23 protein-coding genes are annotated in these 23,792 nt (G+C 50.7%); 13 read left to right on the forward strand and 10 right to left on the reverse strand.

The genetic code is table 11. The features are described from left to right. Window positions 1–62: 62 nt before the first annotated feature. Complete coding sequence (locus tag O9K67_RS11090) at window positions 63–1,703, reverse strand: methyl-accepting chemotaxis protein (RefSeq protein ID WP_061496397.1); 1,641 nt, start codon at window positions 1,701–1,703, stop codon at window positions 63–65. A gap of 326 nt (window positions 1,704–2,029) precedes the next feature. Then, a complete protein-coding gene (locus tag O9K67_RS11095) occupies window positions 2,030–4,003 on the reverse strand; it encodes a methyl-accepting chemotaxis protein (protein ID WP_061496394.1) in 1,974 nt (657 codons plus the stop codon). Between the two features lie 903 nt (window positions 4,004–4,906). Here O9K67_RS11095 and O9K67_RS11100 point away from each other — a divergent pair. Both O9K67_RS11100 and O9K67_RS11105 read left to right on the forward strand, forming a co-directional pair. Further along, a complete protein-coding gene (locus tag O9K67_RS11100; protein ID WP_061496392.1) occupies window positions 4,907–6,100 on the forward strand; it encodes a zinc-dependent alcohol dehydrogenase in 1,194 nt (397 codons plus the stop codon). A gap of 57 nt (window positions 6,101–6,157) precedes the next feature. Then, window positions 6,158–6,664, forward strand: a complete 507-nt coding sequence (locus tag O9K67_RS11105; RefSeq protein ID WP_061496390.1) for a 2-oxo-tetronate isomerase — start codon at window positions 6,158–6,160, stop codon at window positions 6,662–6,664. Between the two features lie 6 nt (window positions 6,665–6,670). Here O9K67_RS11105 and O9K67_RS11110 read toward each other — a convergent pair whose 3' ends face one another. The 7 genes from O9K67_RS11110 to O9K67_RS11140 all read right to left on the reverse strand — a co-directional run bounded on the left by O9K67_RS11110 (window position 6,671) and on the right by O9K67_RS11140 (window position 11,542). Next, window positions 6,671–6,808, reverse strand: a complete 138-nt coding sequence (locus O9K67_RS11110; RefSeq protein WP_134318085.1) for a DUF2474 family protein — start codon at window positions 6,806–6,808, stop codon at window positions 6,671–6,673. Then, the gene (gene cydB / locus O9K67_RS11115) at window positions 6,808–7,818 is read right to left on the reverse strand and encodes a cytochrome d ubiquinol oxidase subunit II (protein ID WP_061496388.1); all 1,011 of its coding nucleotides are present in this window, start codon (window positions 7,816–7,818) and stop codon (window positions 6,808–6,810) included. The genes O9K67_RS11110 and cydB overlap by 1 nt, the downstream gene beginning before the upstream one ends. Then, window positions 7,818–9,218 (reverse strand): cytochrome ubiquinol oxidase subunit I, encoded by a 1,401-nt coding sequence (locus O9K67_RS11120; protein WP_061496386.1) that lies wholly within the window; start codon window positions 9,216–9,218, stop codon window positions 7,818–7,820. The genes cydB and O9K67_RS11120 overlap by 1 nt, the downstream gene beginning before the upstream one ends. Window positions 9,219–9,282: 64 nt before the next feature. Continuing rightward, window positions 9,283–10,158, reverse strand: a complete 876-nt coding sequence (locus O9K67_RS11125) for a manganese catalase family protein (protein ID WP_061496383.1) — start codon at window positions 10,156–10,158, stop codon at window positions 9,283–9,285. 22 nt (window positions 10,159–10,180) lie between these two features. Further along, complete coding sequence (locus O9K67_RS11130; protein WP_061496381.1) at window positions 10,181–10,687, reverse strand: ferritin-like domain-containing protein; 507 nt, start codon at window positions 10,685–10,687, stop codon at window positions 10,181–10,183. A gap of 72 nt (window positions 10,688–10,759) precedes the next feature. Then, window positions 10,760–11,257, reverse strand: a complete 498-nt coding sequence (locus O9K67_RS11135) for a YciE/YciF ferroxidase family protein (protein WP_061496380.1) — start codon at window positions 11,255–11,257, stop codon at window positions 10,760–10,762. Between the two features lie 102 nt (window positions 11,258–11,359). Further along, window positions 11,360–11,542 (reverse strand): con-10 family general stress protein, encoded by a 183-nt coding sequence (locus tag O9K67_RS11140; RefSeq protein WP_061496377.1) that lies wholly within the window; start codon window positions 11,540–11,542, stop codon window positions 11,360–11,362. A 674-nt stretch (window positions 11,543–12,216) separates the two neighbouring features. On the opposite strand from O9K67_RS11140, the gene O9K67_RS11145 reads away from it, so the two are divergent. From O9K67_RS11145 to O9K67_RS11200, 11 genes are all read left to right on the forward strand, one after another. Further along, window positions 12,217–12,720, forward strand: coding sequence for a hypothetical protein (locus O9K67_RS11145; protein WP_061496374.1), 504 nt, complete (start codon window positions 12,217–12,219; stop codon window positions 12,718–12,720). A gap of 9 nt (window positions 12,721–12,729) precedes the next feature. Next, window positions 12,730–13,176 carry a DUF421 domain-containing protein gene (locus O9K67_RS11150; protein ID WP_061496368.1) on the forward strand — a complete coding sequence of 149 codons (447 nt, stop codon included), beginning with the start codon at window positions 12,730–12,732 and terminating at the stop codon, window positions 13,174–13,176. 159 nt (window positions 13,177–13,335) lie between these two features. Next, complete coding sequence (locus O9K67_RS11155; protein WP_061496366.1) at window positions 13,336–14,115, forward strand: DUF3750 domain-containing protein; 780 nt, start codon at window positions 13,336–13,338, stop codon at window positions 14,113–14,115. A 295-nt stretch (window positions 14,116–14,410) separates the two neighbouring features. Next, window positions 14,411–15,604, forward strand: coding sequence for an aminotransferase-like domain-containing protein (locus O9K67_RS11160; protein WP_061496365.1), 1,194 nt, complete (start codon window positions 14,411–14,413; stop codon window positions 15,602–15,604). Between the two features lie 22 nt (window positions 15,605–15,626). Next, window positions 15,627–15,848: a methyltransferase family protein gene (locus O9K67_RS11165; RefSeq protein WP_061496363.1), complete on the forward strand. Its 222-nt coding sequence runs from the start codon at window positions 15,627–15,629 to the stop codon at window positions 15,846–15,848. Window positions 15,849–16,443: 595 nt separating this feature from the next. Continuing rightward, the gene (locus O9K67_RS11175; RefSeq protein ID WP_061496360.1) at window positions 16,444–17,100 is read left to right on the forward strand and encodes a thermostable hemolysin; all 657 of its coding nucleotides are present in this window, start codon (window positions 16,444–16,446) and stop codon (window positions 17,098–17,100) included. Then, entirely contained in the window at window positions 17,081–18,532 is a 1,452-nt protein-coding gene (locus O9K67_RS11180) for an AMP-dependent synthetase/ligase (protein WP_061496358.1), read from the forward strand. Before O9K67_RS11175 ends, O9K67_RS11180 begins: the two co-directional genes overlap by 20 nt. Beyond that, window positions 18,519–19,187, forward strand: a complete 669-nt coding sequence (locus O9K67_RS11185) for a TenA family transcriptional regulator (protein WP_061496356.1) — start codon at window positions 18,519–18,521, stop codon at window positions 19,185–19,187. The genes O9K67_RS11180 and O9K67_RS11185 overlap by 14 nt, the downstream gene beginning before the upstream one ends. Next, entirely contained in the window at window positions 19,171–19,977 is an 807-nt protein-coding gene (locus O9K67_RS11190; RefSeq protein WP_061496354.1) for an SDR family oxidoreductase, read from the forward strand. Before O9K67_RS11185 ends, O9K67_RS11190 begins: the two co-directional genes overlap by 17 nt. Beyond that, complete coding sequence (locus O9K67_RS11195; RefSeq protein WP_061496352.1) at window positions 19,974–20,600, forward strand: tetratricopeptide repeat protein; 627 nt, start codon at window positions 19,974–19,976, stop codon at window positions 20,598–20,600. Before O9K67_RS11190 ends, O9K67_RS11195 begins: the two co-directional genes overlap by 4 nt. A 430-nt stretch (window positions 20,601–21,030) precedes the next feature. Continuing rightward, window positions 21,031–22,680: a methyl-accepting chemotaxis protein gene (locus O9K67_RS11200; protein ID WP_061496350.1), complete on the forward strand. Its 1,650-nt coding sequence runs from the start codon at window positions 21,031–21,033 to the stop codon at window positions 22,678–22,680. Window positions 22,681–22,768: 88 nt separating this feature from the next. Here O9K67_RS11200 and O9K67_RS11205 read toward each other — a convergent pair whose 3' ends face one another. Further along, entirely contained in the window at window positions 22,769–23,254 is a 486-nt protein-coding gene (locus tag O9K67_RS11205) for a ferritin-like domain-containing protein (RefSeq protein ID WP_061496348.1), read from the reverse strand. Window positions 23,255–23,792: the final 538 nt, after the last annotated feature.

The following is a 23,792-nucleotide window of genomic DNA, read 5'->3' on the forward strand; positions in this document are numbered from 1 at the left end:
GAGCCTGCAACCCTACCGGGAGAGTGGGAGCGGCAGGCCGGCGCGCGAAGCAATAGGCGTTATCAGAAGGTTTCCCATCCGGTATCTCCCGAAGTGGCGGTCGCGGGTGTCAGCCGTGATGTCCGGCTAACGGCGCTGCGTGGCGCAGGGCTGTGTTGTGCGCCGGGCAGGCGGAAGACATTGACCATTTCCTGCAGTTTTGTCGCCTGGTCTTCCAGGCTGCCAGCGGCGGCTGTGGACTCCTGAACCAGTGCGGCGTTCTGCTGTGTGGTGGTATCCATTTCGCTCATCGCCTGGGCAATCTGCGAAATGCCGCGGTTTTGTTCGTCCGATGCGGCGGCAATTTCCTGCATCAGATCTTTCACCTGGGTTACCGAGTGGACTATGCCGTTCATGGTTTCCCCGGCGAGATCCACCTGGCGGGTACCTTCTGCTACCTGCGCCACGGATTCGTGGATCAGGGTTTCAATCTCTTTAGCCGCCTGGGCGCTACGCTGGGCAAGAGAGCGGACTTCACCGGCTACCACCGCAAATCCACGGCCCTGATCACCGGCGCGGGCCGCTTCGACGGCGGCGTTAAGCGCCAGGATGTTGGTCTGGAAGGCGATACCGTTAATCACTGAGGTAATATCGGCAATACGGTGTGAACTGTCGCTGATATCTTTCATCCGCGCCACCGCCGTACTGACCACATTGCCACCCGTGCTGGCGCTGTCGGATGCCGCTATTGCCAGCAGGCTTGCCTGTTGGGCGTTCTGCGCGTTCTGTTTTACGGTCGAGCTTAACTCTTCCATACTGGCGGCGGTTTCCACCACGGCCGCGGACTGCTGTTCAGTACGGGCAGCTAACTCATTGTTACCGACGGCAATCTGGTTTGCCGCTGTACTGACCGAATGCGACGCGGAACGTACCATTACCAGCGCTTCCGACATGCGGTTGAGCAGGGCGTTGAAGGCGGAGATGGCCATGCCGATTTCATCCTGACGACCGGCGTCGAGGTTTTGCTCAAGGTTCAGGTTTTCGCTGATATTGACCATGCCGTCTTTCATCGCGTTAAGACGGTTGCGGATATTAAGCACGGTCAGCAAACCAAAGATACCGAGCACCAGCGTGGCGACCAGCGTTGCCCCGGCAGAAAGGATCATCGAATGCTGAATTAATGCTTTGTTAGCCTGGTTTGACTGTTCAACAAGTTGGGCGTTGTAGGCAATCTGGTCAGTGAAATCTTTCGCCAGCTGGCTAATTTTAGTGGCCACCATCCCCCCGGAACGCATAGTGGCTGCAATGGCGTTGCGATCGTTTGATTCGGAAATTTTAAAATATTGATCCATCACGCCACGGAAACTTTCTAAATCAGCCTGCGTTTTGTTCGATAAATCCCGGTCATGCTGATCGGAAGCCAGGTCACTGATGTAATGCTGATGCATAGCGGAAAGTTCATCATAGAGTTTTATCGCTTCTTGTTTAATAGCATTCATCTCTGTATCGCTTTCAGCCAGCCCATGCAAATAGAGCTGCGAACGTACCGAGGTGACTTTAAACATTTCTTTATTCATTGCATCCAGACTGGGTAGTATATTGGCCTGGAAATATTCTGTTTCACTGCCGATTTTTGACAATGACATCATGGCGATGACGTTGGTAACAATTAGGCTGATAATTAAAAGCGAAAAGGTCAGTAATAAACGCTTGGTAATGTTCATAAATACTCCCGGTATTGTCAGTGCTATCATTCAATTTTTATGGAAAAAAGGTCAGGCGGGAGTCCTTCCACAACACATTGCCATATCTGTCTGGCATCACAACGAGGCTGTTTTGAGAATATACCTTATATTTACTGATTCTTTTTAAATAATATTGTGGATGGTCTCACAAAAAAAGAAGCTTAAGAAATATTAAGATATTGAATCTACAAGGTAAATTAATTACTCTGCTACGTTTTATCTCCATCATGGCGCTTATTTCTATCGATATCCCTTTGCCGGCGCCCCGTCAAAGGGATAACAAATAAATAACTGGCGTTATTACATTAATGATGCTCATGTCGCGTCGAGAGTTTTTGTAATACCGTAAGCTGTGCAACGGCTTCCTGCATAGCATCCATTCCGGAGGTTAATGCATGCAGGCTACTCAGATGTTTGGCTATATTCTCACGCTCATGGGTTGTTTTATTACTCATCGCGGCAATGGTGTCAGCGGCAGTAATAGAGTGCTGTGCCATATTACTGGCAGTTTCAACGGTATTGTTGGCGACAGCGCGAATACGCGAAATGGTGCTTACTGCCTGATTAATATTTTCTGCCGTCGCATCCGCCTGTTCTTTAGAGGAGTGCGCGAGTCGCCTGACTTCGGTTGCCACCACTGCAAAACCCCGCCCGGCCTCACCGGCACGCGCCGCTTCTACGGCGGCATTCAATGACAGCAAGTTGGTCTGGAAGGCAATATTGCTGATACCGCTGGTAATGTCATTTATACCCGCAGAAATTTTTTCCAGATCGTCCAGCCCCTCGACTAAACGGTTCTGTGCTTCCTGGCTCTGCATGGCGATATCACTGATGGAGCGAATACTGCTTTCGGCCATGCCCAGTGTTTCATTCTGGGTTTGTGTTGCTGCTTCCAGCATGGGCAGTGCTGCCATCAGTGGCGCCAGTTTTTGCTGATAGGCGACCACGCGGTTAATCACTCCGGTCTGGAAATCATTGAGCGCCTCCCAGCGGCGCAGCGCACGTTGGGCGTAATGCCCGGCATAGCTGGCATATTCCACAGGGAAGTGGGTCATGGCTTTGACGTTATGGTTAAAAAATACCAGCGCCGATAAGGTCTGGTTAATCGGCACGCCGAGAATTTCGCCGAAGCTGGAGAAACCCGCCGCCGGTAAGCCTTTAAAGAAATGGGCGTTGTGCAACTGTGACTCGCTGCCGAGGCGGCGCAAGACACAGTCGTTCATCAGGATTGCCGCAGGTTTGCCCAGCGGGGTAATAAAGTTCTTCCAGTCGTGCAGGGTGGCTTGTTTAAAATCGGTCTCTTCCAGCAGATGCAGGCGGTCACCAAACTCCAGGTCGCAGAAAAAATGCACGCCGTCGTCGTCAATTTTGGCCACCGAGCGGATAAAATACTCATCACCGACTTTTACGCCGAATGTTAATCCCTTCAGCCCCTCTGTCAGGTGCTGCTCATCGCAATGCAAATGTTCCGCCAGCGCGGTCGTGAAGTATTGCTGTTTTCCCTGTTCATCAAAGACTGACGTGACCGTGCGCGCGACCGGATCGGCCTGCGCGATAAGCCAGCTTTTTTTGAGTGGCTTAAAGTTCTGGCTTTTAAAGGGGGCGAAGGATTTACCGGCTGCCATTTTACAAAAAATGATCACCGCTTTGCCTTGCAACACCTTACCGCCCACGCTTATCCACGTACCGTCAAACGCCAGTTTACCGCCCGCAGAGCCGCCAATGGTCAGACATGGAAAACGGCCGCTCTTATACCAGGCCTGCATCAGGAACCCTTCGGACGCGGACAAGCCATCGCAATAGATCATGGCAAATGTGCGGTCTGAAGAGAGCGGCATTTTGACCTGCAACCTGTCCAGCTCTTGCGTAATGGCTTTAATGCGATCGGTCGCGGTATGGGTGTTTTTAACATGTAGATCAACGATATGCACTTCGTGCTCAGCGATCAGATTGTCCGGCAACAACAGCCAACTGCCTTGTTGTCCGGCGCCATCGCAATAGGTGGTTTCCCGGCAACTGCTACTCAGTGCGCCGCTGGAAGAGAGCGTAACAACTGTTAAATGTGAAGAGGAGAAACGCTGCCAGGCCTGACTGACACGGGCATAATCGGCATTGGGCGGCACAAACGTCATCAAAATGCCTGCTGCGCGATTACTTAACCCCGCAGCGGCCAATGTTGCGGGCATAGCTTGACAATCATAAGTACCATTGGCGGGATGGTGACGACCGCGAAGCAGGGAGGCGCCAGGAATTTTTTTTATCGCCGTGAGTACAGACATATTTCACCTTTGTTTTTATTGGGTTAATCAACAAATTGTAGGGCGGACATCCTGGTGAATTTATGGGGCTAAACGGCTAATCCTTGCGATAGCGCTTATGGTATTAATCGTAAGTCTGCGATCTATTTTTTATTATTCATTCTGCAATGTTATCGCCTGTCGCTTACAAAACTTTAATAGATTATTCACAAATGCTGCTGCTCTCTTGGTCGGATCATTATTATTTGTTTGGTGCCGGAAATTGTGCTGTCGACAATGTGATCTTGCTCATAAGAACATTCTCAATCCATGGGTTGTATATGGAAGAATATATTCCTTAATTATGAAGCGGTTGGTTTCCTGCCAGTTTTCACTTCTTTTTTAGTCAGTTCATTAAGTCGTTATTTTAAGGCGTAAATATTTTTCAGCGCCATCCTGCGCCAGGATAATGGCCCTCTCTTCATCAAAGTGCTGTTGCGGTGGTGAATGTTTTGCTCACTTTCTAAGCATAGATAACGTGAATACCGTACTGATAAATGTGAGTCGACAGTGACGGGAAAAAAGAAACGCCGCTGGTTCTGTCCGTTAATAACCCTTCGTGAATGTTCCCGATAATAAAAAAAGAAAGCGAGCGAAAATTTTCTTTTTTATCAGGTGATGATTTATTTTTTACGCCGTTGCGCTTGTTGTTTTTGTATTATTGTTCTAAGCATGTTCGTTTCTGTTGTTATCTTGTTTTTGCTCTATTCTTTATAGGGTGTTGATGATTTGCATGGCGATTTTTAAATAGTCAGGGCATCAATGTTTTTATCATTCAGTAAAAGGTAGTGAGTGCATAAATGATTATTTTTGTGTTTATGCTCGCTCATTTTTATTACGGCTTCGTCAGTCAGTATTGGCTTGTTATTTACGGGAGAACACGCAATGAGAGCACTTACCTGGCATGGTCCGCATCGTGTGAAAGTTGAAAACATGCCCGATCCGGCTTTAGCCGCGCCGGACGATATCATCCTGCGCGTGACGGCAACCGCGATCTGCGGTTCCGATTTGCATCTTTATCGCGGCAAAATACCCGGCACGCATCATGGAGATATTTTCGGGCATGAATTTATGGGGGAGGTCGTTGAGGCAGGCCCCGAAGTGAAAGCCGTCAGCAAAGGCGATCGCGTGGTTATCCCATTTGTTATCGCTTGTGGAGACTGCTTTTTCTGTCGTCTGCAACAATATGCTGCGTGCGAAAAGACCAATAGTGGCAAAGGCGCGACGCTGAACCGCAAAACCATTACGCCGCCTGCCGCCCTCTTTGGCTACAGCGATATGTATGGCGGGATACCCGGCGGTCAGGCCGAATATGTGCGGGTGCCAAAAGCCAATACCGGGCCATTTAAAGTGCCGGATACCCTGCCGGATGAGAAAGTCTTATTTCTCTCCGATATCCTCCCTACGGCCTGGCAGGCAGTTAAAAATGCTGAGGTCAAACAGGGCTCAAGTGTTGCGATTTACGGTGCAGGGCCGGTGGGACTGCTGACGGCGGCATGCGCGCGACTGAATGGCGCAGAACAGATTTTTATCATTGATCATAATGATTACCGGCTGGCGTTCGCACAGCAACGCTACGGCGCAATTCCCATTAACTTTGATAAAAACGACGATCCTGCCGCCTGGATAATTGAGCAGACGCCGGGCAATCGGGGCGTGGACGCGGTGATTGATGCCGTTGGCTTTGAAGCGAAAGGGAGCCTGACCGAAACGGTGCTAAGCACCTTGAAAATCGAAGGCAGCAGCGGGAAAGCGCTCAGACAGTGTATTGCTGCTGTGCGCCGCGGTGGAATTGTCAGCGTGCCTGGTGTGTATGCCGGGTTTATTCATGGTTTCCTGTTCGGCGACGCCTTTGATAAAGGCCTCACCTTTAAAATGGGCCAGACGCATGTTCACGCTTACTTACCGGATCTGCTTAACCTCATTGAGCAAGGGCATCTGACGCCGGAAGAGATCGTCACACACCATATGCCGCTGGAAGAGGCTGCGCGTGGTTATGAAATCTTCGAAAAACGCCAGGAAGAGTGCCGCAAGGTGATCCTGGTGCCAGGCATGAGCGCCGCAAAGGCGACACTGTAAGTTGGTTTCACGGCGGTGGAAGTGAGCACCGCCCTATTTACACAGAGGGAGGAAGTGATGACGACACCGTCTCTATCTATCGCCAATGAACTGGGGCGATTGTTACAGGAAAAAAAGTTGCAACTGGCGACTGCGGAGTCGTGTACCGGCGGACTGATAGCCTCTGCGTTGTGCGCGGCAGAAAATACTCCGGCGTTCTACGGTTGCGGGTTTATCACCTATACCGACGAGGCGAAAATTCGATTGCTTGAGGTCAGCGCCGGGACGATAGCAACGCACACGGCGGTGAGCGAACAGGCGGTAAAAGAGATGGCCGCAGGTGCACAGCAACGTTCGGGGGCGCATGTCAGCCTGGCGGTAAGTGGTTATGCCGGGCCGGAGGGGGGAGAAGATGGCACGCCAGTGGGCACCATCTGGTTTGCATGGCAGCTTCCCGACAATACGCTTTCGACGAAAGTGAAGCATTTTGACGGCGACAGTGAAGCGATTATTAAGCAAGCGACAAGTTATGCCATGGGAACATTAATCATGTTATTAGCCGGGTTCGGTGAGGCCAGGGAATAACCTTTTTTAGCCAGTACGAAGACCGGCGAATGACATCAGAAGTTTAATCAATGTGCTGGCAATAAAGAGTGCCAGCACGCTACTGAACCATAAAAAAATAAACCACATCACTTTTCTGGCGGTGGCCTGAGGTTTATTTAACATCAGTGATATCCCTCCCCGGGATGAATTTTCCCGCGAAACACGTAATAACTCCATGAGGTATATACCAGGATCAGGGGAATGATCAGCAGTGCACCTACCAGCATAAATCCCTGACTTTGCGCCGGAGCGGCGGCTTGCCACAGTGAAATATCCGGCGGAATAATATTCGGCCATATACTGATGCCAAGGCCGCTGAAACCGAGAAAGATGAGCCCAAGCGTGAGGATAAAAGGCAACATGTGGTAGTGGGGCTGTTGCAGCATTCGCCAGAGGCAGAGGCTCAGTATCACAACCAGTAACGGAACGGGGGCAAAAAACCACAGATTGGGCAGGCTGAACCAGCGCAGGGCAATATCGCTGTGTGCCAACGGAGTCCAGATACTGATAACGGCGATGGCCAGCAATAAGGCGAGCAGCAGCGTCCTGGCAGCTGTGCGCATCGTATACTGCAAATTCCCCACACTCTTCATGACCAGCCAGGTGGAGCCGAGCATGGCGTAGGCGACAACCAGCCCGATGCCGCAAAACAGATTAAACGGCGTAAGCCAGTCCAAAGCACCGCCGCTGAAGGTGCGCTCGCTGACAGGGAAACCGTTGATCACCGCGCCGACAACGATCCCTTGTGTAAACGTGGCGAGCAGGGAGCCCGCGAAGAAAGACCTGTCCCAAAACGATTTGTGAGCGGGCGTTGCTTTAAAGCGGAACTCAAACGCAACGCCGCGAAAAATCAGCCCGATCAACATCAGCGTGAGAGGAATCGCCAGGGCATCGGCAATCACCGCATAGGCGAGGGGAAATGCGCCAAAGAGTCCGGCGCCGCCCAGGACCAGCCAGGTTTCGTTGCCATCCCATACCGGAGCGACGCTGTTCACCATAATGTCGCGTTCAAGCGGATCCTGAATCGCAGGGAAAAGAATGCCAATCCCCAGATCGAAACCGTCCATTACGATGTACATCAGCGTGGCGAAAACGATAATGACAAACCAGATCAGTGATAAGTCGATACCCATTAGTGATCCTCCTCGCCCTGTAACCGTTCCCCGGTGGCAGACAACGGACGCGCCGGTCTGCCATCTTCCGGGGGCTCGTCGATCGGATGCGGCCCTTTTTTGATCAGCCGCAGCATATAGCTGTAACCCACGCCGAATACCGAGCTGTAGACCACAATAAACAGCAGCAGACTCAGGCTCATTTGCAGCGTGCTGTGCGCAGACACGGCGTCTGCGGTGCGCAGCAGCCCATACACTACCCAGGGTTGCCTCCCCACTTCAGTGGTCACCCACCCGGCGAGGATTGCCACCAGACCGGCTGGCCCCATCCACAGCGCAAAATGAAGAAAAGGCCGGGCGTGGAATAAACGACGCCGGTATCGCAACCATAATGCCGCGAGACCCAGAACAATCATCAGTACGCCCATGCCCACCATCAGCCTGAATGACCAGAAAACGAGGGTGGAATTGGGCCGTTCCGCTTTGGGAAAGGATTTCAGTGCCGGAACCTGCTCATTTAATGAGTGGGTGAGAATCAGGCTGCCGAGCGCCGGGATTTCCACCGCATAGCGGGTGCGCTCCTGTTCCATATCAGGCAGGCCGAAGAGGATCAGCGGTGTGGCTTCACCTGGCGGATTCTCCCAATGTCCTTCAATGGCGGCGATTTTCGCGGGCTGATGTTTAAGGGTATTCAGACCATGCATATCGCCAACAAAGGCCTGCAAGGGCGCGACAATCAGCACCATCCACATCGCCATTGACAGCATTTTGCGTATGGCGGAAGAGTCTCTGCCGCGCAACAGATGCCATGCTGCTGAAGCGCCGACCAGCAGCGCGCTACTGAGAAACGCCGCAATGGTCATATGCAGCAGGCGATACGGAAAAGAGGGATTAAAAATGACCGCCAGCCAGTCAGTCGGCACGACCTGACCGTTTTCAATGGAGAAGCCTTGCGGTGTGTGCATCCAACTGTTGGATGCCAGGATCCAGAAGGTGGACATCAACGTGCCGAGGGCCACCATGCAGGTGGCGAAAAAATGCAAGCCTGGACCTACCTTATTCCAGCCGAACAGCATCACGCCGAGAAAACCGGCTTCGAGGAAGAAGGCGGTCAGCACTTCGTAGGTCAACAACGGGCCGGTAATACTGCCGGCAAACTGTGAAAAACCGCTCCAGTTGGTGCCGAACTGGTAGGCCATCACCAGACCTGACACCACGCCCATGCCGAAATTAACGGCAAATATTTTTAACCAGAAATGGTAGAGCGCACGCCAGTCGCTATTTCGTGTTTTTAACCAGAGCCCCTCCAGCACCACAAGATAGCTGGCAAGACCGATGGTGATGGCCGGGAAAATGATATGAAACGAGACGGTAAAGGCGAACTGTAGTCTTGCCAGATGAAACGCATCCCATGCAAACATGTGGGTTACCTTCTAAAAAAACACCCCTTGTTTAAGGGGTGTGTAGCGTAAGCAATACGGATGGTTATTCCTCTCGGGGCTCGCCGCTACCCAGTTCTGCACCGGTTAGTGGGTCGACGGCAGGATCGGATTGGGTGCGTTTAGCCATCGCTTTCACCAGCGCTTCCTGCTCCTTACTGAGCGTCACCGTTGCCAGACCATCACCGCCGTCAACCGCAGGTTGCGGATTAGCAACGTACTCGAAGTGTTCATCGCTGTTCCAACTGCCGCGCGGATCGTCCCCCTCCGACATGTTGTAATAGACGTGGGTGTACTGCTCAACAGGTGGCAATTTGCCCGGCGGGAAATTATTGCGAATGGAATAGAGCGCTTTCTCAAATGACAGTTGATGCGCTGCTTCGCGCGTCATCAAGAAACCCAACGCGTCTTTGACGCCGGGATCATCGGTGACATTGATCAGGCGCTCATAGATGATTTTGGCCCGGGCCTCTGCGGCAATATTAGAGCGCAGATCCGCCGTTACTTCGCCAATGGTATCAATATAGGCTGCCGTCCAGGGCACCCCCGCGGAATTGGTCAGTGCGGGGCCACCGCCGTACAGTAACGAGGTGATATGGCTGTCGTTACCATTCTCCGTTAACGAACGGTAAAGCTCGGCTTCATTTTCCGTGCCTTCCGCTAACTGGCCTTTTGCCCCTTTATTGAGCATACCGACCAGCGAGCCAATAATTTCCAGATGGCTCAGTTCTTCGGTCGCAATGTCCATGAGCATCTCCTTGCGCCCGACATCTTCATCACCCAATCCCTGGGTAAAGTAACGGCAAGCGGCGGCTAGTTCACCTTGAGGGCCGCCGAATTGTTCGAGCAAAAGGTTCGCCAGCCCCGGATTAGGTGCGCTGACCCTGACGGTGTACTGTAATTGTTTCACGTGTCGAAACATAAAACCTCCGGTTGCGTGGTGGTTATTTCTTCGCTTCGACGCCGTCTGCTGCATCACGAAGTAAAAATTGTTCAGTGACAACAGGCAAATGTGTCAGTGCCCAATCTGCCATCGCTTCTTCTTGCGCAAGGATTTGCTCAAATATTTCTACACTGGCGGTATCGCCGACCTTTTGCGCAGCAGCAATTAACGAGGTATAAGAGGCAATTTCAAATTGTTCGAATACATAACTACTGATAGAACCTTTGACAATTTCGTCGGAGGCAAACATACCGCCGATAGATTGTCCCATTGCCGCCATTTTACTGGTGGCATCTTTTAATAACGAGCGACTGATACCGTTACGATCAATGACTTCTTCCAGCAATTTAATTTGTGACTGCGTTTCAGTCAGATGCTGCTCGATTCGCGCGCGCAAATCAGGGTAATTATCGATACGGCTACTCATGGCATTAAGCATAGATTCTGCTTGTTTTTCCATCGCGTGCGCATCCCGTAGCCAGTCATGATAATTTTCTTGTGGCGTCATGATACATTCCTCAGTAATTAATGTGCTTAGCAGAGAAGATTAATGTCGTCGCATAGCTATTAAAGTCAGGGGTTATTCAACTTCAGCTTTTTGATTAATGGTCGATGTTGCGATCTGGGTCAGCAGACTGTCCGTGGTTTTTTCTTCATCTAACGTTGCAGAGAGTAATTTTTGTGCATTCTTCAGCCCTAACTGACTGGCCAGTGTACACAATGTGCCATACGAGGCGATTTCATAATGTTCCACTTTCTGCGCCGCCGCAATCAATGCAGCGTCACGCACACTGCCTTTTTCCGTGGCGTCGATAACTTCATTGGCTTCATCAATCAGCCCTTCCATTGCATGGCATTTCATGCGTTTAATCTTCATTTCAGGCTCAGCTTCAACAAGCTGATCGATGCGTTCAATTTGCCCCTGAGTTTCTTCATAATGCTTTTTAAATGCATTGGATAATTCGCTGTTTGATGCCTCTCGCGATAATTTCAATAATGCGCGAGAAAGCTGTTTTTCAGCACTATAAATATCGGACAAAGAATGAATGAATAGATCGGTAAGAGAATTAACCTGCATAAATTATCACCTTTTATTGAACAGGAAATAGTAGCGAGCCGCTTAACGGCTCGCCGTCATTGCAAATACTTTGCAAGTGTTTAAAGCCGTGGTAATTAGAAACTACTCACCCGATTTGCGGCCGCCGCCATGGCTCTGTTGACCGCCTTTTTTACCGGCTTCAGAAGCACGTTCAGGGTCATTTTTAAAATTACCGCCGCTATGTTGACCACCTTTACGTCCTGCTTCAGACGCTTTTTCACGATCTTCTGCGAAATTACCAGAACCGCCACGATGTTCAGCCATGTTATTTCTCCAGTTTCGTTGTTTAAATAACGACATATTTAACTACCCATGTCGTCGCCCTCGGTATCTAACTCTAGTCGGGGAGAGGAATATGTCAAAGCGGAGCGCGGAATGGTAAGGAGCATCAAATAGTGATATCCCGTTTGTGGGTGCGTTACTTAATTTGTCGGGGCTCGCTGAAAATATACCTTTTAAAATAAGTGCGTTGAATGATGCGTTGATGGACATTGCAGGGGAAAATAAGATGATAACAGTCCGGAAAGTCTGTCAAAACGCAACGGTGATGGGCTGTCTTTTCCCTGTGTATGAATGTTTGCGGGAGAAAATATAAATTATTTTAACGCGTTTAAGATAAATCTGACAAAGAAAAACCCTCAGGAACAGGAAATCCGGTCTGCACCTGAGGGCATGCAAATGCATACTCGTTACGCTAGTTAGTCTGCTAATAATCGGTGGCAATGCATTCAGAATGTTCCTGATTTTCAACGAAACGGCAAATTGTAACCCGTTGTTGGATAAGAAAACACCAAAGAGTATTTCTCTTTTGCGGGTTATCTGGCGTCACGCGACAACCGTAAGCGGCTTACTATTTCTTTAATCTGGTAAAGCAGGAGAATGTCCTGTTTCGGCAACTCATCGCCAGACAGGTAATCAGCGAAACGGCGAGGTGACAAATGGGATGTAATAATGAGCGGCTGCCCGGTGTGAAAGAAAGTGTGCGCGCGCTTAATTTTGAATCGACGTTTCGGCGGATTGGGTTTGTTCTGTTATTAAGCATTATTGGTGCTGCATTGATGGGTTTTTTCTCCGGCGGCTATATCAGTTCGGCGACGAAAATGAACCGCACGCACTCGCTAAAAGTGGAATATGAACGCGTTGGCCGCCTGCAAAATGAGTTCAGAATGAAAATTTCCCCGCAATCGCTGATAGCCGATACTTATCTCTTCAGCATCGGTGGCGCATTCAATGAACGTTTTCAACCGGGTAGCGTGTGGCCGCAACCGGATCGCATGTTCAGTCAGGGGCAGACGCTTTATCTTGTCTATAACGATGTCGCTGGCAAGCGTGATTTCAGCGTCCGGGTGTACGCAACCCCTTCTACGGCAGGGAAAGCAGTCAATACGGTAAAGGTGAATGATGAGCCTGAAGTCCGTTTCTGGCAGTTTATTTTTCCTTAGGAGAAGACGATGGAGATGGTACTAAGGGCCCTGGCCATTTATCTTATTTTGCTGCTTGTTTTTAAAGTGGCGGGTCGTCGTGCGCTGTTACAGATGACCAGTTTTGATTTGATATTATTATTGATCATCAGCGAGGCGACGCAGCAGGCATTACTGGGGAATGACTTTTCGGTGACTGGCGCCATGCTGACGATCATTACGCTGGTGACGGCCGATATTCTGTTTGGATTGATGAAAAAATATATTTCCGGCGCAGAAGCGGTGATGGACGGCACGCCAGTCATTCTGGTGGAAAACGGCATTCCATTGATGGACAAACTGCAAAAAGTGGATGTCTCCTGCGATGATATTTTGGTTGCTGCGCGCCAGAGTCAGGGGATCACCGAGCTAGGTAAAATAAAATATGCGATTCTGGAGCGTAGCGGGCATATCTCGATTATTCCAGCCGAAGGGTAAGCCAAAAGGGATGGGCAGACTGTCGCCATTTCTGCTTGCCGGACAGAATAGCGCGATGTTTGCGGAATACAGTTGCGGAACCGCGCATATTGATGCCCAACAAAACGGTCGTAAAATAGCCAGGCGCCTGTATGTCTCTTCCTCTGAGTGTTGATTGCCATGATGCCGATAAAAGCGCTCTGTCTTAGCTTTTTTTGCCTCGTTCTGCTGTCACTTATCGCCAGCCTTGCCCAGGCCATGCATCATCGTGAATCGCGGGCACAGGAGGGCTGGTGGTCTGCTCGCCGTGACTCCGCGGGTATGGCACCCGATGCCCGGATAAATGCGCAACTGGCGATAGTTCAGGTCTATGCCGCGCCAACATGGGGCTGGAAAGGTGTTGTCGCAGTGCATCCATGGATCATCTTTAAGCGCGCGGGGGAAAGGGAATATAGCCGTTACGAAGTTATTAGTTGGGGGGCGGGTGATAAAGTGCGGCGCAATAGCAACCTGGCTGATGGCTACTGGTATGGTGCACAACCCCGCCTGTTGGTTGAACACCGGGGAGCTGAGGCTGCCGCGATGATTCCACAGATTGAAGCGGCCATCCGTACTTATCCATGGCCGCAGACCTATCACGCCTGGCCGGGGCCGAACAGCAATACATTTATTGCTCATATCGGGCGCAACGTGCCGGCGCTGAAACTGGATATGCCGGCGAATGCGGTGGGCAAGGATTTCCGCTCACTGCGTGACCCCGTGGGTTTACCGCCATCGGGGGGCGGCGTGCAGCTGTCGCTACTGGGTGTTGCAGGCGTTACGCTGGGTGCTGAAGAGGGATTCGAACTCAACGTGCTGGGTCTGAATGTGGGACTGGATTTGACCCCGCTACGCTTACGGCTGCCGTTTATCGGCGGGATCGGCCGTGATAATTTGCAAAAGAACGTTGATGAAGGGTGACCTTTTGCACTGTCGTTTGCATAGCGACTCGTTAAACTGATTAACGTGCTGTTATGTCCCTGCCCGTTTGTCAGGGTGTTTTTCTGACGAGCCGCATATCTGGTTAATAAACGCAGCGTCTTTACATTAATCAAACAGGCCGGTCTCTCCATTATTCTTTATTTTTAGCGTCATCATTCATCATATTCACCCTGATCGACACGCTATTATTGCCGTGCAGAAAATGATTATCAAAAAGTCTGACATGTGATACTAACACTGAGAGACAACAAAAAAGGGTAAAGGGTAGCGGAAGATGTCGCACAATAACATTGCCAGAAAAGTACAAAATCTTCAGTCATCGGCAATCCGGGAATTATTGAAACACAGCAAAATAGACGGGGTTATTTCGCTTGGCGGCGGTATTCCTGATCCCGATCTGTTTGACCGCGAAGGGCTGCAAATCGCGATGGATAATGTGCTTTCCAGTGGCTGGAAAGAGGCGTTTCAGTACGGCCTGAGCGAGGGGAGCCCGGCGTTGCGTGAGGCCATTTGCTCGTTGCTGAGCAAACGGCAAATACACTGTCATGTGGATGATGTGGTTGTAACGTCTGGCTCTCAGCAATCACTGGATATTCTGGCGCGTGCGCTGATCGATCCCGGCGATGTGGTGGTGGTCGAGCGGCCGACCTATCTCGCGGCGTTGCAGATTTTTCAGTTAGCGGAAGCCAATCTGATGTCGGTAGGCACTGATGGTGACGGGATGATCATCGACGAGCTGGAGGCGTTGGTGAAGACTACGCGGGTGAAGGCGGTGTATATCGTCCCGACGTTTGGCAACCCCGGCGGCGTGACGCTGGCTGAGCCTCGTCGTAAGCAACTGGTGGAATTATCGAAGCGCTACGGCTTCGTTATTATCGAAGATGATCCGTACGGCGAAATTAACTTCACTGATAAAACCTTTACGCCGCTCAAAGCCTGGGCGGAGACGATGGATAACAGCGACAACGTGATTTATACCTCCACTTTTTCAAAAATCCTTGCGCCGGGAACCCGTGTTGGTTGGCTGGTGGTACCGGGGTGGCTGAAACGCCAGGTGGTAAATCTTAAGCAGGCGACGGATTTGCATACCAGCGCCTTATCGCAGTCCTTAACCTGGCACTATTTGCAAACAGGGCGGTTGAGCGGGCAAATTGCGCTGATCCGTGATGCTTATAAACAGAAATGCCAGACGTTATCTCAGCACCTTGAAAAGGAGCTGGGCGACCATTTGACGTTTCATCAGCCGATGGGCGGTATGTTTTTATGGGCAAGATTTAAATACGAACTGAATACCACGCAATGGCTGCAAAAAACGCTGAATAATGGTGTTGTTTATGTTCCCGGGGAGTTCTTTTATTGTAAGGAACCCGATCATTCCACGCTGCGTATGTCTTACGTGAGTGTCTCGGAAGCGAACCTGAAAGAAGCGGTTGTACGGTTAAAAGCCTCGCTGGATGCGTCGGTGTGACCCCCGGGAACGTCGCTCTGCCATGGGGTGCTACGCCTTCTCGCGCAACCCGGTTTACCTCGGGTTTGTGGGTATTCATCTCAGCGCGGCGATACTGTTGGGTAGCACCGCAGGCGTGCTTGCTACCCCTGTCCTGATTGCCCTGATTTCAGCGTTGCATATTGAGATTGAGGAGGCGGCGATGCACAGCCTGTTTGGCCGGGAATGGGAAACGTACAGCAACAAAACCGGTCGCTGGTTGTAGCGTGTTGCGCCAATCTGACCGGCTTGCGGCGGGTTGCAAGCTGGTTCAGAGCCTAACAACCAGGCCTTGCCTGAAACACTGTCGGGTAACGCTGGCTATGATTTTCACCGTTTCGAGGGGCGGTGTTATCCTGCGCAATTCAGTGTCAGATACGGTTTATCTCAGCGGCGGTTTTGATTTGCTGCGTTGACTGAATAAATTCAGACAGCAATACCCTGAACTCAAAATAAGTCGGGCCTGTTCGAAGGAAAACCTGCAATGCTCGCGGGATAATCTGAATAATCGATATTTGCCATTGTCTGCCGCAATGGCCCGTCCTGAATGTGCGCACCCATTAAAAATGAGAAGCTGGTTCCCTTTGCCTCTTTTACAATGCAATAAACCTCGCAAAATGAGATAGATAAGAGGTTACAGGAACAGCTTTGGTATTCTGGAAATTAATCGTTGTCATTTTATCATGGTGAGAAATATTACCAGGCTATGGGATTTGAATATTAAGATATATTAAGAAAACTGTTCTTGAATAAGTTATTTATCTTAAGGTTGGCCTAATAATAGCGCGCGATGATGATATTGTTCCCTCTGAGGTTATTATATGAGAATAATGTCGCCTTACACGCTAAAATGGTTACCTGGCGGTTCCAAACACAATGATATTTCCCTGTTGATTCGTGAAAGCTATTCTCAGGTTTACCATGCCACGCTTTCCGCTTGTATGCCCTGGCTACTTGGTTTGTATGACTCAGCGGGTGAGTTAAAAGCAGCCTGTGGCATCCAGACCGCTCCGCAGGGGGCATTCTATCTGGAGCACTATCTCGATGAACCGGTGGAAACGCTGTTGTCCTCGCAGATTGCCATGCCTGTGGAACGCGGGACAATCGTCGAAGTGGGTAATTTTGCAGCGTGCGATGGCGCGTCTGCGCGCGTGATGTATGCTGCTCTTTGCCTGCTTTTGAATCGCTACCACTATACGTGGATTGTTTTTACCGGTACCCGGAAAATCCGCAATACCTTTCACCGACTTAACCTGCAACCCATTCCGCTTAGCCCGGCTAACCCCGAACGGCTGGGTGACGCTGCGCTGGAGTGGGGAGACTACTATCAGCATGACCCTTACATCATGGCCGGTGAACTGGCGGGGGGGCATATCGCCTTGAGCCAGACCAGTCTGCTGTTGAACCTGTTTATCCATTTACCTGATGCCCCCTGGACCGTCGCTACAGGAGAATCCTATGTTTCCGGACTTGCTTAAGCAGCAGGCTGCCTGCCAACCCGACGCTATCGCCCTGTACGGTGAAACCCGTGAATGGAACTGGCGACAATACCATGAGGCGGTTGAAGAGATTGCCCGGCAATTAACCTCTCTGGGGGTAAAACGCCTGGCGTTAGAGTCAGAAAACAGTCCTGAATGGGCCATTTTCGACCTTGCCTGCTACGCGGCCGGGATCGTGATGGTTCCGGTGCCGTCCTTTTTTACCGCTGCTCAAAAGGCTTGGGTGCTGTCATCCGCCTCTATTGATGCCCGGCTCAGTGATGAGGTGATGGAGGGATGGCAGGTTCATGACTTCCCGTTTGGCAAACTGCAAACCCGTGTGGTGGTTGATCCCAACCCATTACCCCCTGGCACGGCAAGGGTGACCTATACCTCCGGGACGACAGGCGAGCCAAAGGGCGTTTGCCTGAGCCAGCACGGTTTGCTGTGGACGGCGCAAACGCTGGCGACCGAATTGACACCACTTAGTCTTCAAAAACATATGGTTACGTTGCCGCTCAGTATTCTTCTGGAAAACCTCTGCGGTATCTATATCCCACTGGTGCTCGGCGTGCCCACCATTGTACTGCCACCTTCACAGGTCGGTTTTGACGGCTCCAGCCGTTTTAATTCCGCTCAGTTCCAACAGGCGCTCCTGATCTGGCGTCCGCAAAGCCTGGTGCTGGTGCCGGAGCTATTACGGGTGGTGTTCGCACTGCGTTACCAGATGCCAGAGTGTACGCAATCGCTACGCTTTATCGCTGCCGGTGGCGGAAAAATATCTGAGCAATTAATGGCGCTGGCGGCCATCAGCGGCCTGCCGGTTTTTGAAGGGTATGGGTTATCAGAATGCGGTTCCGTTGTTTCACTTAACCTGCCTGGCGTCACGAAGAAGGGGAGCGTTGGCAGGCCGTTACCGGGTATCGACGTATCGGTTGATGAACACCAACAATTGTGCGTCACCAGTCCTGCCAATGCGCTGGGATATCTGGGCGCAGAAGCCGCATCAGCAACTGTCGCCACCGGGGATTTGGGCACAGTGGATGAGGAGGGGTTCATCCATATTCATGGTCGGCTTAAGAACGTACAAATTAATGCGTTTGGCCGCAACTTCTCCCCTGAGTGGCCGGAAGCGGAAGCGATGGCTTGCCCGTCCGTGCGCCGCATCGTCGTGTTTGGTGACGGGTTGACGCGTAACGTGGCGCTGGTGGATGCCTTTGACGGGCAGCATGAGGAGGCACGTGAGCAACTGATCGCGCTTTCCGCCCGATTGCCGGATTACGCACAACTGCACCGGTTGCTGTTCACCTCTGAGATTTCATTACCCGGAATGTTAACAGCCAATGGCCGCCCGCGTCGTAATGCCATCTGGCAATCTCTGCATCAGCAGATCCTGACCTGTAGTGAAGGGGAAAATCATGAGCTTTTATGAGCAATTACAACACCAGACCGCTGCGGAGCGTCAGGCTTTGCTTGCCTCCCCGGTTATCGCCCGTTGTCGTGACGGTGATATATCGCAGGAGATGTACATTGAATTTCTGACGCAGGCTTATCATCACGTTAGTCACACCGTACCCCTGCTGATGTGCGCAGGTAGCCGCCTTCCAACCTCGCAGGAGTCGGTTCGTGGGGCAATTGCTGAATATATTGAAGAAGAATACGGTCACCAGGAGTGGATCCTGAATGACATTCGCGCTTGCGGCGGTGATGCGGAGAAAGTCAGGTCTGGCACGCCTTGCCTGCCTATTGAGATGATGGTGGCTTTTCTCTATTACCGCATTGAATGGGTCAATCCGATGAGCCTTTTTGGCATGGTGCTGGTTCTGGAGGGCACCAGTGTCTCTATCGCTTCATCGATAGCCGCACAGGTTGAACATACGCTGGGTCTGCCGAAAGCGGCTACCACCTATCTGCGTTCGCACGGTGAGCTCGATCAAGGGCATCTGCAATTTTTTGCCAGGCTGATGGATACAGTGACAGATGAGGGCGATCAGGCTGCGATTATCCATACGGCGCGTCGTGTGTATCAGCTATATGGACAGATGCTTAATCAACTGGGGAGTAACACACGTGGATCTGACGAATAAAACGGTGCTGCTGACCGGGGCAGGTGGCGGAATCGGCCAGGCGTTAGCGCTGGCGCTGGCAAAAAAAGGCGCGAAACTCTGCCTTGTCGGGCGTAATGAGCAGGCAATGCAACTCCTTCGGCAGCATCTGCCTCATCCGGAACGCCACGCTATCGCGGTAATGCAGACCTATTCTGATGACGAAATTGGCGCGTTAGCCTCGTCATTCAATATGAATGGCAAGCTGGACATCCTGATTAACAATGCAGGATGCAGCCATTTCGCGTTATTTGAGCAGCACTCGTTTGAGGATATCCGCGAGCAGATCCGCACCAACATTGAAATACCGGCATTGCTGACACGCGCATTGCTGTCGGAAATTAACCCGGGCGGTATCGTCCTCAACATTGGCTCGATCTTCGGCGAAATTGGGCACCCTGCCTGGAGTGTTTACAGCGCAACGAAAGCCGCTATTCATCGTTTCTCCGAAGCGCTGGGGCGGGAGTTACAGGGTAGCGGTATTTCCGTTTTGTATGCCGCCCCACGCGCAACGGAGACGTCGCTGAACAATGAAGATGTCTATGCATTGAACCGTAAGCTGGGGAATGGCATGGATTCCCCCGGCTTTGTTGCTGCGCGGATTATCCGGCTGCTTGAAACGGAGCAAAAGCGATATCGCTTTGGTGCAATGGAACGGTTGTTCGTCAAACTTAATGCCTGGTTTCCGGCGGTGGTGGACGGCGCATTAGGTAAAAAATTACCCGTGATCCGGGCGTTCGCCCGTCGCACAAACGGTGGAGAGAGTGAATGAAAGTCATGAATGCCTTTATGGTTGCGCTACTGACGCCCGCTTCGGCGTGCGCACTGGCAGAGAGCACTCTGATGGATTTACAGCATGACTGGTCCGTTTGCCAGTATCAGACGCTGGAAGCCAAAAAAGAGGGGTGTTTCAGCGCGTTGAGCCAGCGAGCGCATGAGGCTAGTCGGGCAAAGAACGATGCGGATGCGACGCTGCTTATCTGGTCCGGGATCGTCGACAGCAGTTGGGCTGGCGCGAAAGGGGGATTGTCTGCTCTGAGCCTGGTTAAACAGGCTAAGGGCAGTCTGGAAAAAGCGATCGCCATCGACCCTGGCGCGCTTCAGGGATCGGCCTGGACCAGTCTGGGCGCGCTGTACTACCAGGTGCCCGGCTGGCCGGTAGGTTTTGGCGATAAAGACAAAGCGGACGAAATGCTAAAAAAAGCGCTTACGATCAACCCCGATGGTATTGATCCCAATTATTTCTATGGTGATTTTCTGCTAAAAGAGAAAAAAACAGACGAAGCGAAAATGTATCTGCAAAAAGCGCTGCAGGCACCCGCACGCCCTGGTCGCGATATTGCCGATAACTGCCGCCGTCGTGATATCGCAAATGACCTGGCAATGATTAAATAATTCCACCGCTGCCCCGCAATAAATATTAGCGGGGCATATCATTTACATTAATAAAATTTATCTATTGCAGTGCGGTGAGGCGTAAAGTGCGCATTATCGGTTGCACATTAATTAAGATAAAAATAGTTATCGAAGAGAAAAGTAATTTATTTGCTTGATCGCTATCAAATTTATTCTCGCTTCAGCTAATCCTCTTTTTACTCTCGCCGATAACTGCGATATCAGGCTGGCATTGCTTTGGTCATTCTCCGGAAGATGTCCTTACTTATTGTTGGTTAGGCATTTCCTGAAGGAGAGAGCAGTAGCGAGCCGTCGACGTTAAATATTGTTCTGTTTATAAATGTGTTTTTCAGTTCCCACAAGCAATAAGACCCGCTTTATGCGTTTAACAATAAGAATATGACCATCATACTGCAGCCTGGAGTGAAGAATGAAACTGCTTAAAGATATCACCATAAGAAAGATGTTATTGATTATTTTATCGATTTTTACCTTGATTTGGGGGGTAGCCACGGGATTAACACTGAAAAGTTTTTCAGATACGCAGACACTGCTGGAAAACAGCTCTCAGCAAAAAGCGACGTATGCTCTGCTGGTCAAAGGTAATGATCAATATTTCCGCTCGGTAACGCGTATGCTGAGGGCGATGGATTTCCAGCAGGACGGTAAAGTTGACGATGCTGCGAAAACGTTTGCTTCTTCTGAGAAAGCGTTAAAAATCAGCCAGGAGATGCTCACTCAGTTTCGCAATGCCCAGCATGTTGATGTCAGTCCTGATCTCTCTGCGGCGATGATCAACGACTGGGAAGCATTGCTCTCCGCCATTACACCCATGCTTGATGCCGCCCGCAACAACCAGCAGGATCAGTTCCGACAGATTTTCCGCAGCACGTATCCGCCATTAAGCGTTAAGTTCGGTGAAACAGCGGAAAAATATACAAAAGCGATTCAATCCAACGTCATGCTGGATCGGGCAAATGAATCCATTGCACAAAACCGAATCATACTGCTCAGTGCTCTGGTGGCGGGGATTATTACGCTTTTCCTGACAGATCGTTACCTGGTAACGTTCCTGACGACGCCGCTTAATTACATCAAAAATCATCTTGAGGTATTGAAAGCGGGCAAACTGCATGTGGAGATTAACGATTTTGGTCGTAACTGCGCCGGTCAGTTAATTCCCTATATCCGTAGCATGCAGAATAGCCTGCGCGAAACGGTATCCGCGATTCAGGATACTTCCTCCAGCTTGTATGCCAGCACCAGTCGTATCCGTGAAGGGAATGAGCAATTGTCGGCGCGAACTGATCAGCAGGCCGCTGCATTACAACAGACGTCCGCCAGTATGGAAGAGTTGACCTCCACCGTGAAAAATAACGCTGAAAACGTTCAGCAGGCCAGAAAGCTCTCCGAAGAGACACAGAATATCGCCAAAGAGGGGGGCGCTCTGACGGGCAAGGTGGTGGACACCATGGAGAGTATTTCAGAGAGCTCGCGGAAAATATCTGATATTACAGGGGTAATTAACAGCATCTCATTCCAGACCAACATCCTGGCGCTCAACGCGGCAGTGGAGGCCGCTCGGGCTGGTGAACAAGGGCGCGGTTTTGCTGTAGTTGCCAGCGAGGTTCGCTCTCTGGCGCAGCGGAGCGCGCAGGCGGCGAAAGAAATCGAAGCACTGATCAGTGAATCGGTCTCCCGTGTTAAAGCCGGTTCAGAACTGGTGACGACGGCCGGTGAGGCAATGGAAACCATCATCCATTCAGTAACACAGGTGAACGCGCTGATGGGGGAAATATCCATTGCCTCTGATGAGCAGAGCCGGGGGATAAGCCAGATAGGGTTAGCCATGAACGAAATGGATGGTGTGACGCAACAGAACGCTGTTCTGGTGCAGGAAGCCTCAACCAGTGCGGAAGCGCTGGAAATGGAAGCCCAGCATTTAGCCAAAACCATCGCTGTTTTTGATCTTGGCGGCAAGTCATACTCAACGAAGCAGCCATCTTCTGCGCCCGTTAGTAAAGGCGGCACTCCAGTTCAAAAAGCAGAAGGCAGTGAAAACGACTGGGAAACGTTCTGACAAAGGTTGGCGCGTCTTGTCTGCCGGGCGCGCCGTCAACTCTGCCGCAATGCTATGGAGGTTCAGTCCAGGAACGCTGGCGTTGCGGCTAATCAATCCTTAAAAGATCATAATCCGCATAATCTGGTGTAACAGCATCATTCATATTGATCTCTTTCAGTATGGCCCGCAGTGATTGCGCCTCATCCTGATGAACCTCTCGGACGCGTATAAGGAAAACACTCGTGGGTAAATTCGCATGGGTCACCGCAAGTCTTTCCAGCAATGAGAGACTGTCTGTTCGCTGGTTAAAGTCGAAAAATAGCGCTTTGGCGACCGTTTGCCACTCGTGGCCTGCTTCATTTATTGAGGGGATATCGGTGCTCAGAAAAGGGGCGCTGTGGTTATGAGTGAGAAACTCATAAAACTTCAATGTTGCTGTAATGGATGTCTGAGCCAGCAATCTGAACTGTTGTGCAATCTCTGTCTGCTCATTTTCAATTAGCCACGAACTCTTTGCAATGTAAACGCTTGCAGCACGAAATTCCATATTCATATGCTGATTTAATTTTATAACCAGTTCGCCAGGCAACATAAGCACCTCCTGCTTAACATAATGCGCAGAGCAAAACATTTACTACCTAAAGTTTGGAGAGATCATATTGACGATCAGCACGAGCGTACATCATTAGATAACCTCGATAAAAGTTAAAAAATAGAAATTGCTTCGTACAAAGATGATTAACATCAATAAACATAGATTCAGCGTAGTGCGCCGGGCACTAGTAATTTAGCAGAATCCCTTGAGGAGAATATATTAAATATAAATAAAGTTAATATTATCCGTACAGTATTATTACCAATAACACAATTACGGCGGGCTGGCGCAGGGGCTTTTATCAGTGAGCACTGGAGTGAGCATAAGATGTTCTAATGTCACTTACATGAGAACGCATTATGCCATCCTTGCGGAGCTTTAACCCATTCACCGCATGTTGATGAAAACCACAATACACGCAACCGCCTGGATTTTAGGTGGACATCGGGACTGACGTTGTCCCCGGCAGGACTTTGGTAGTACAGGTAGTGTTGATGGCCAACGGTAACTTTGCTGTTATGCATGACGCTTTCAG

It is taken from the genome of Kosakonia oryzendophytica (assembly GCF_027886705.1).
Lineage (GTDB): Bacteria > Pseudomonadota > Gammaproteobacteria > Enterobacterales > Enterobacteriaceae > Kosakonia > Kosakonia oryzendophytica.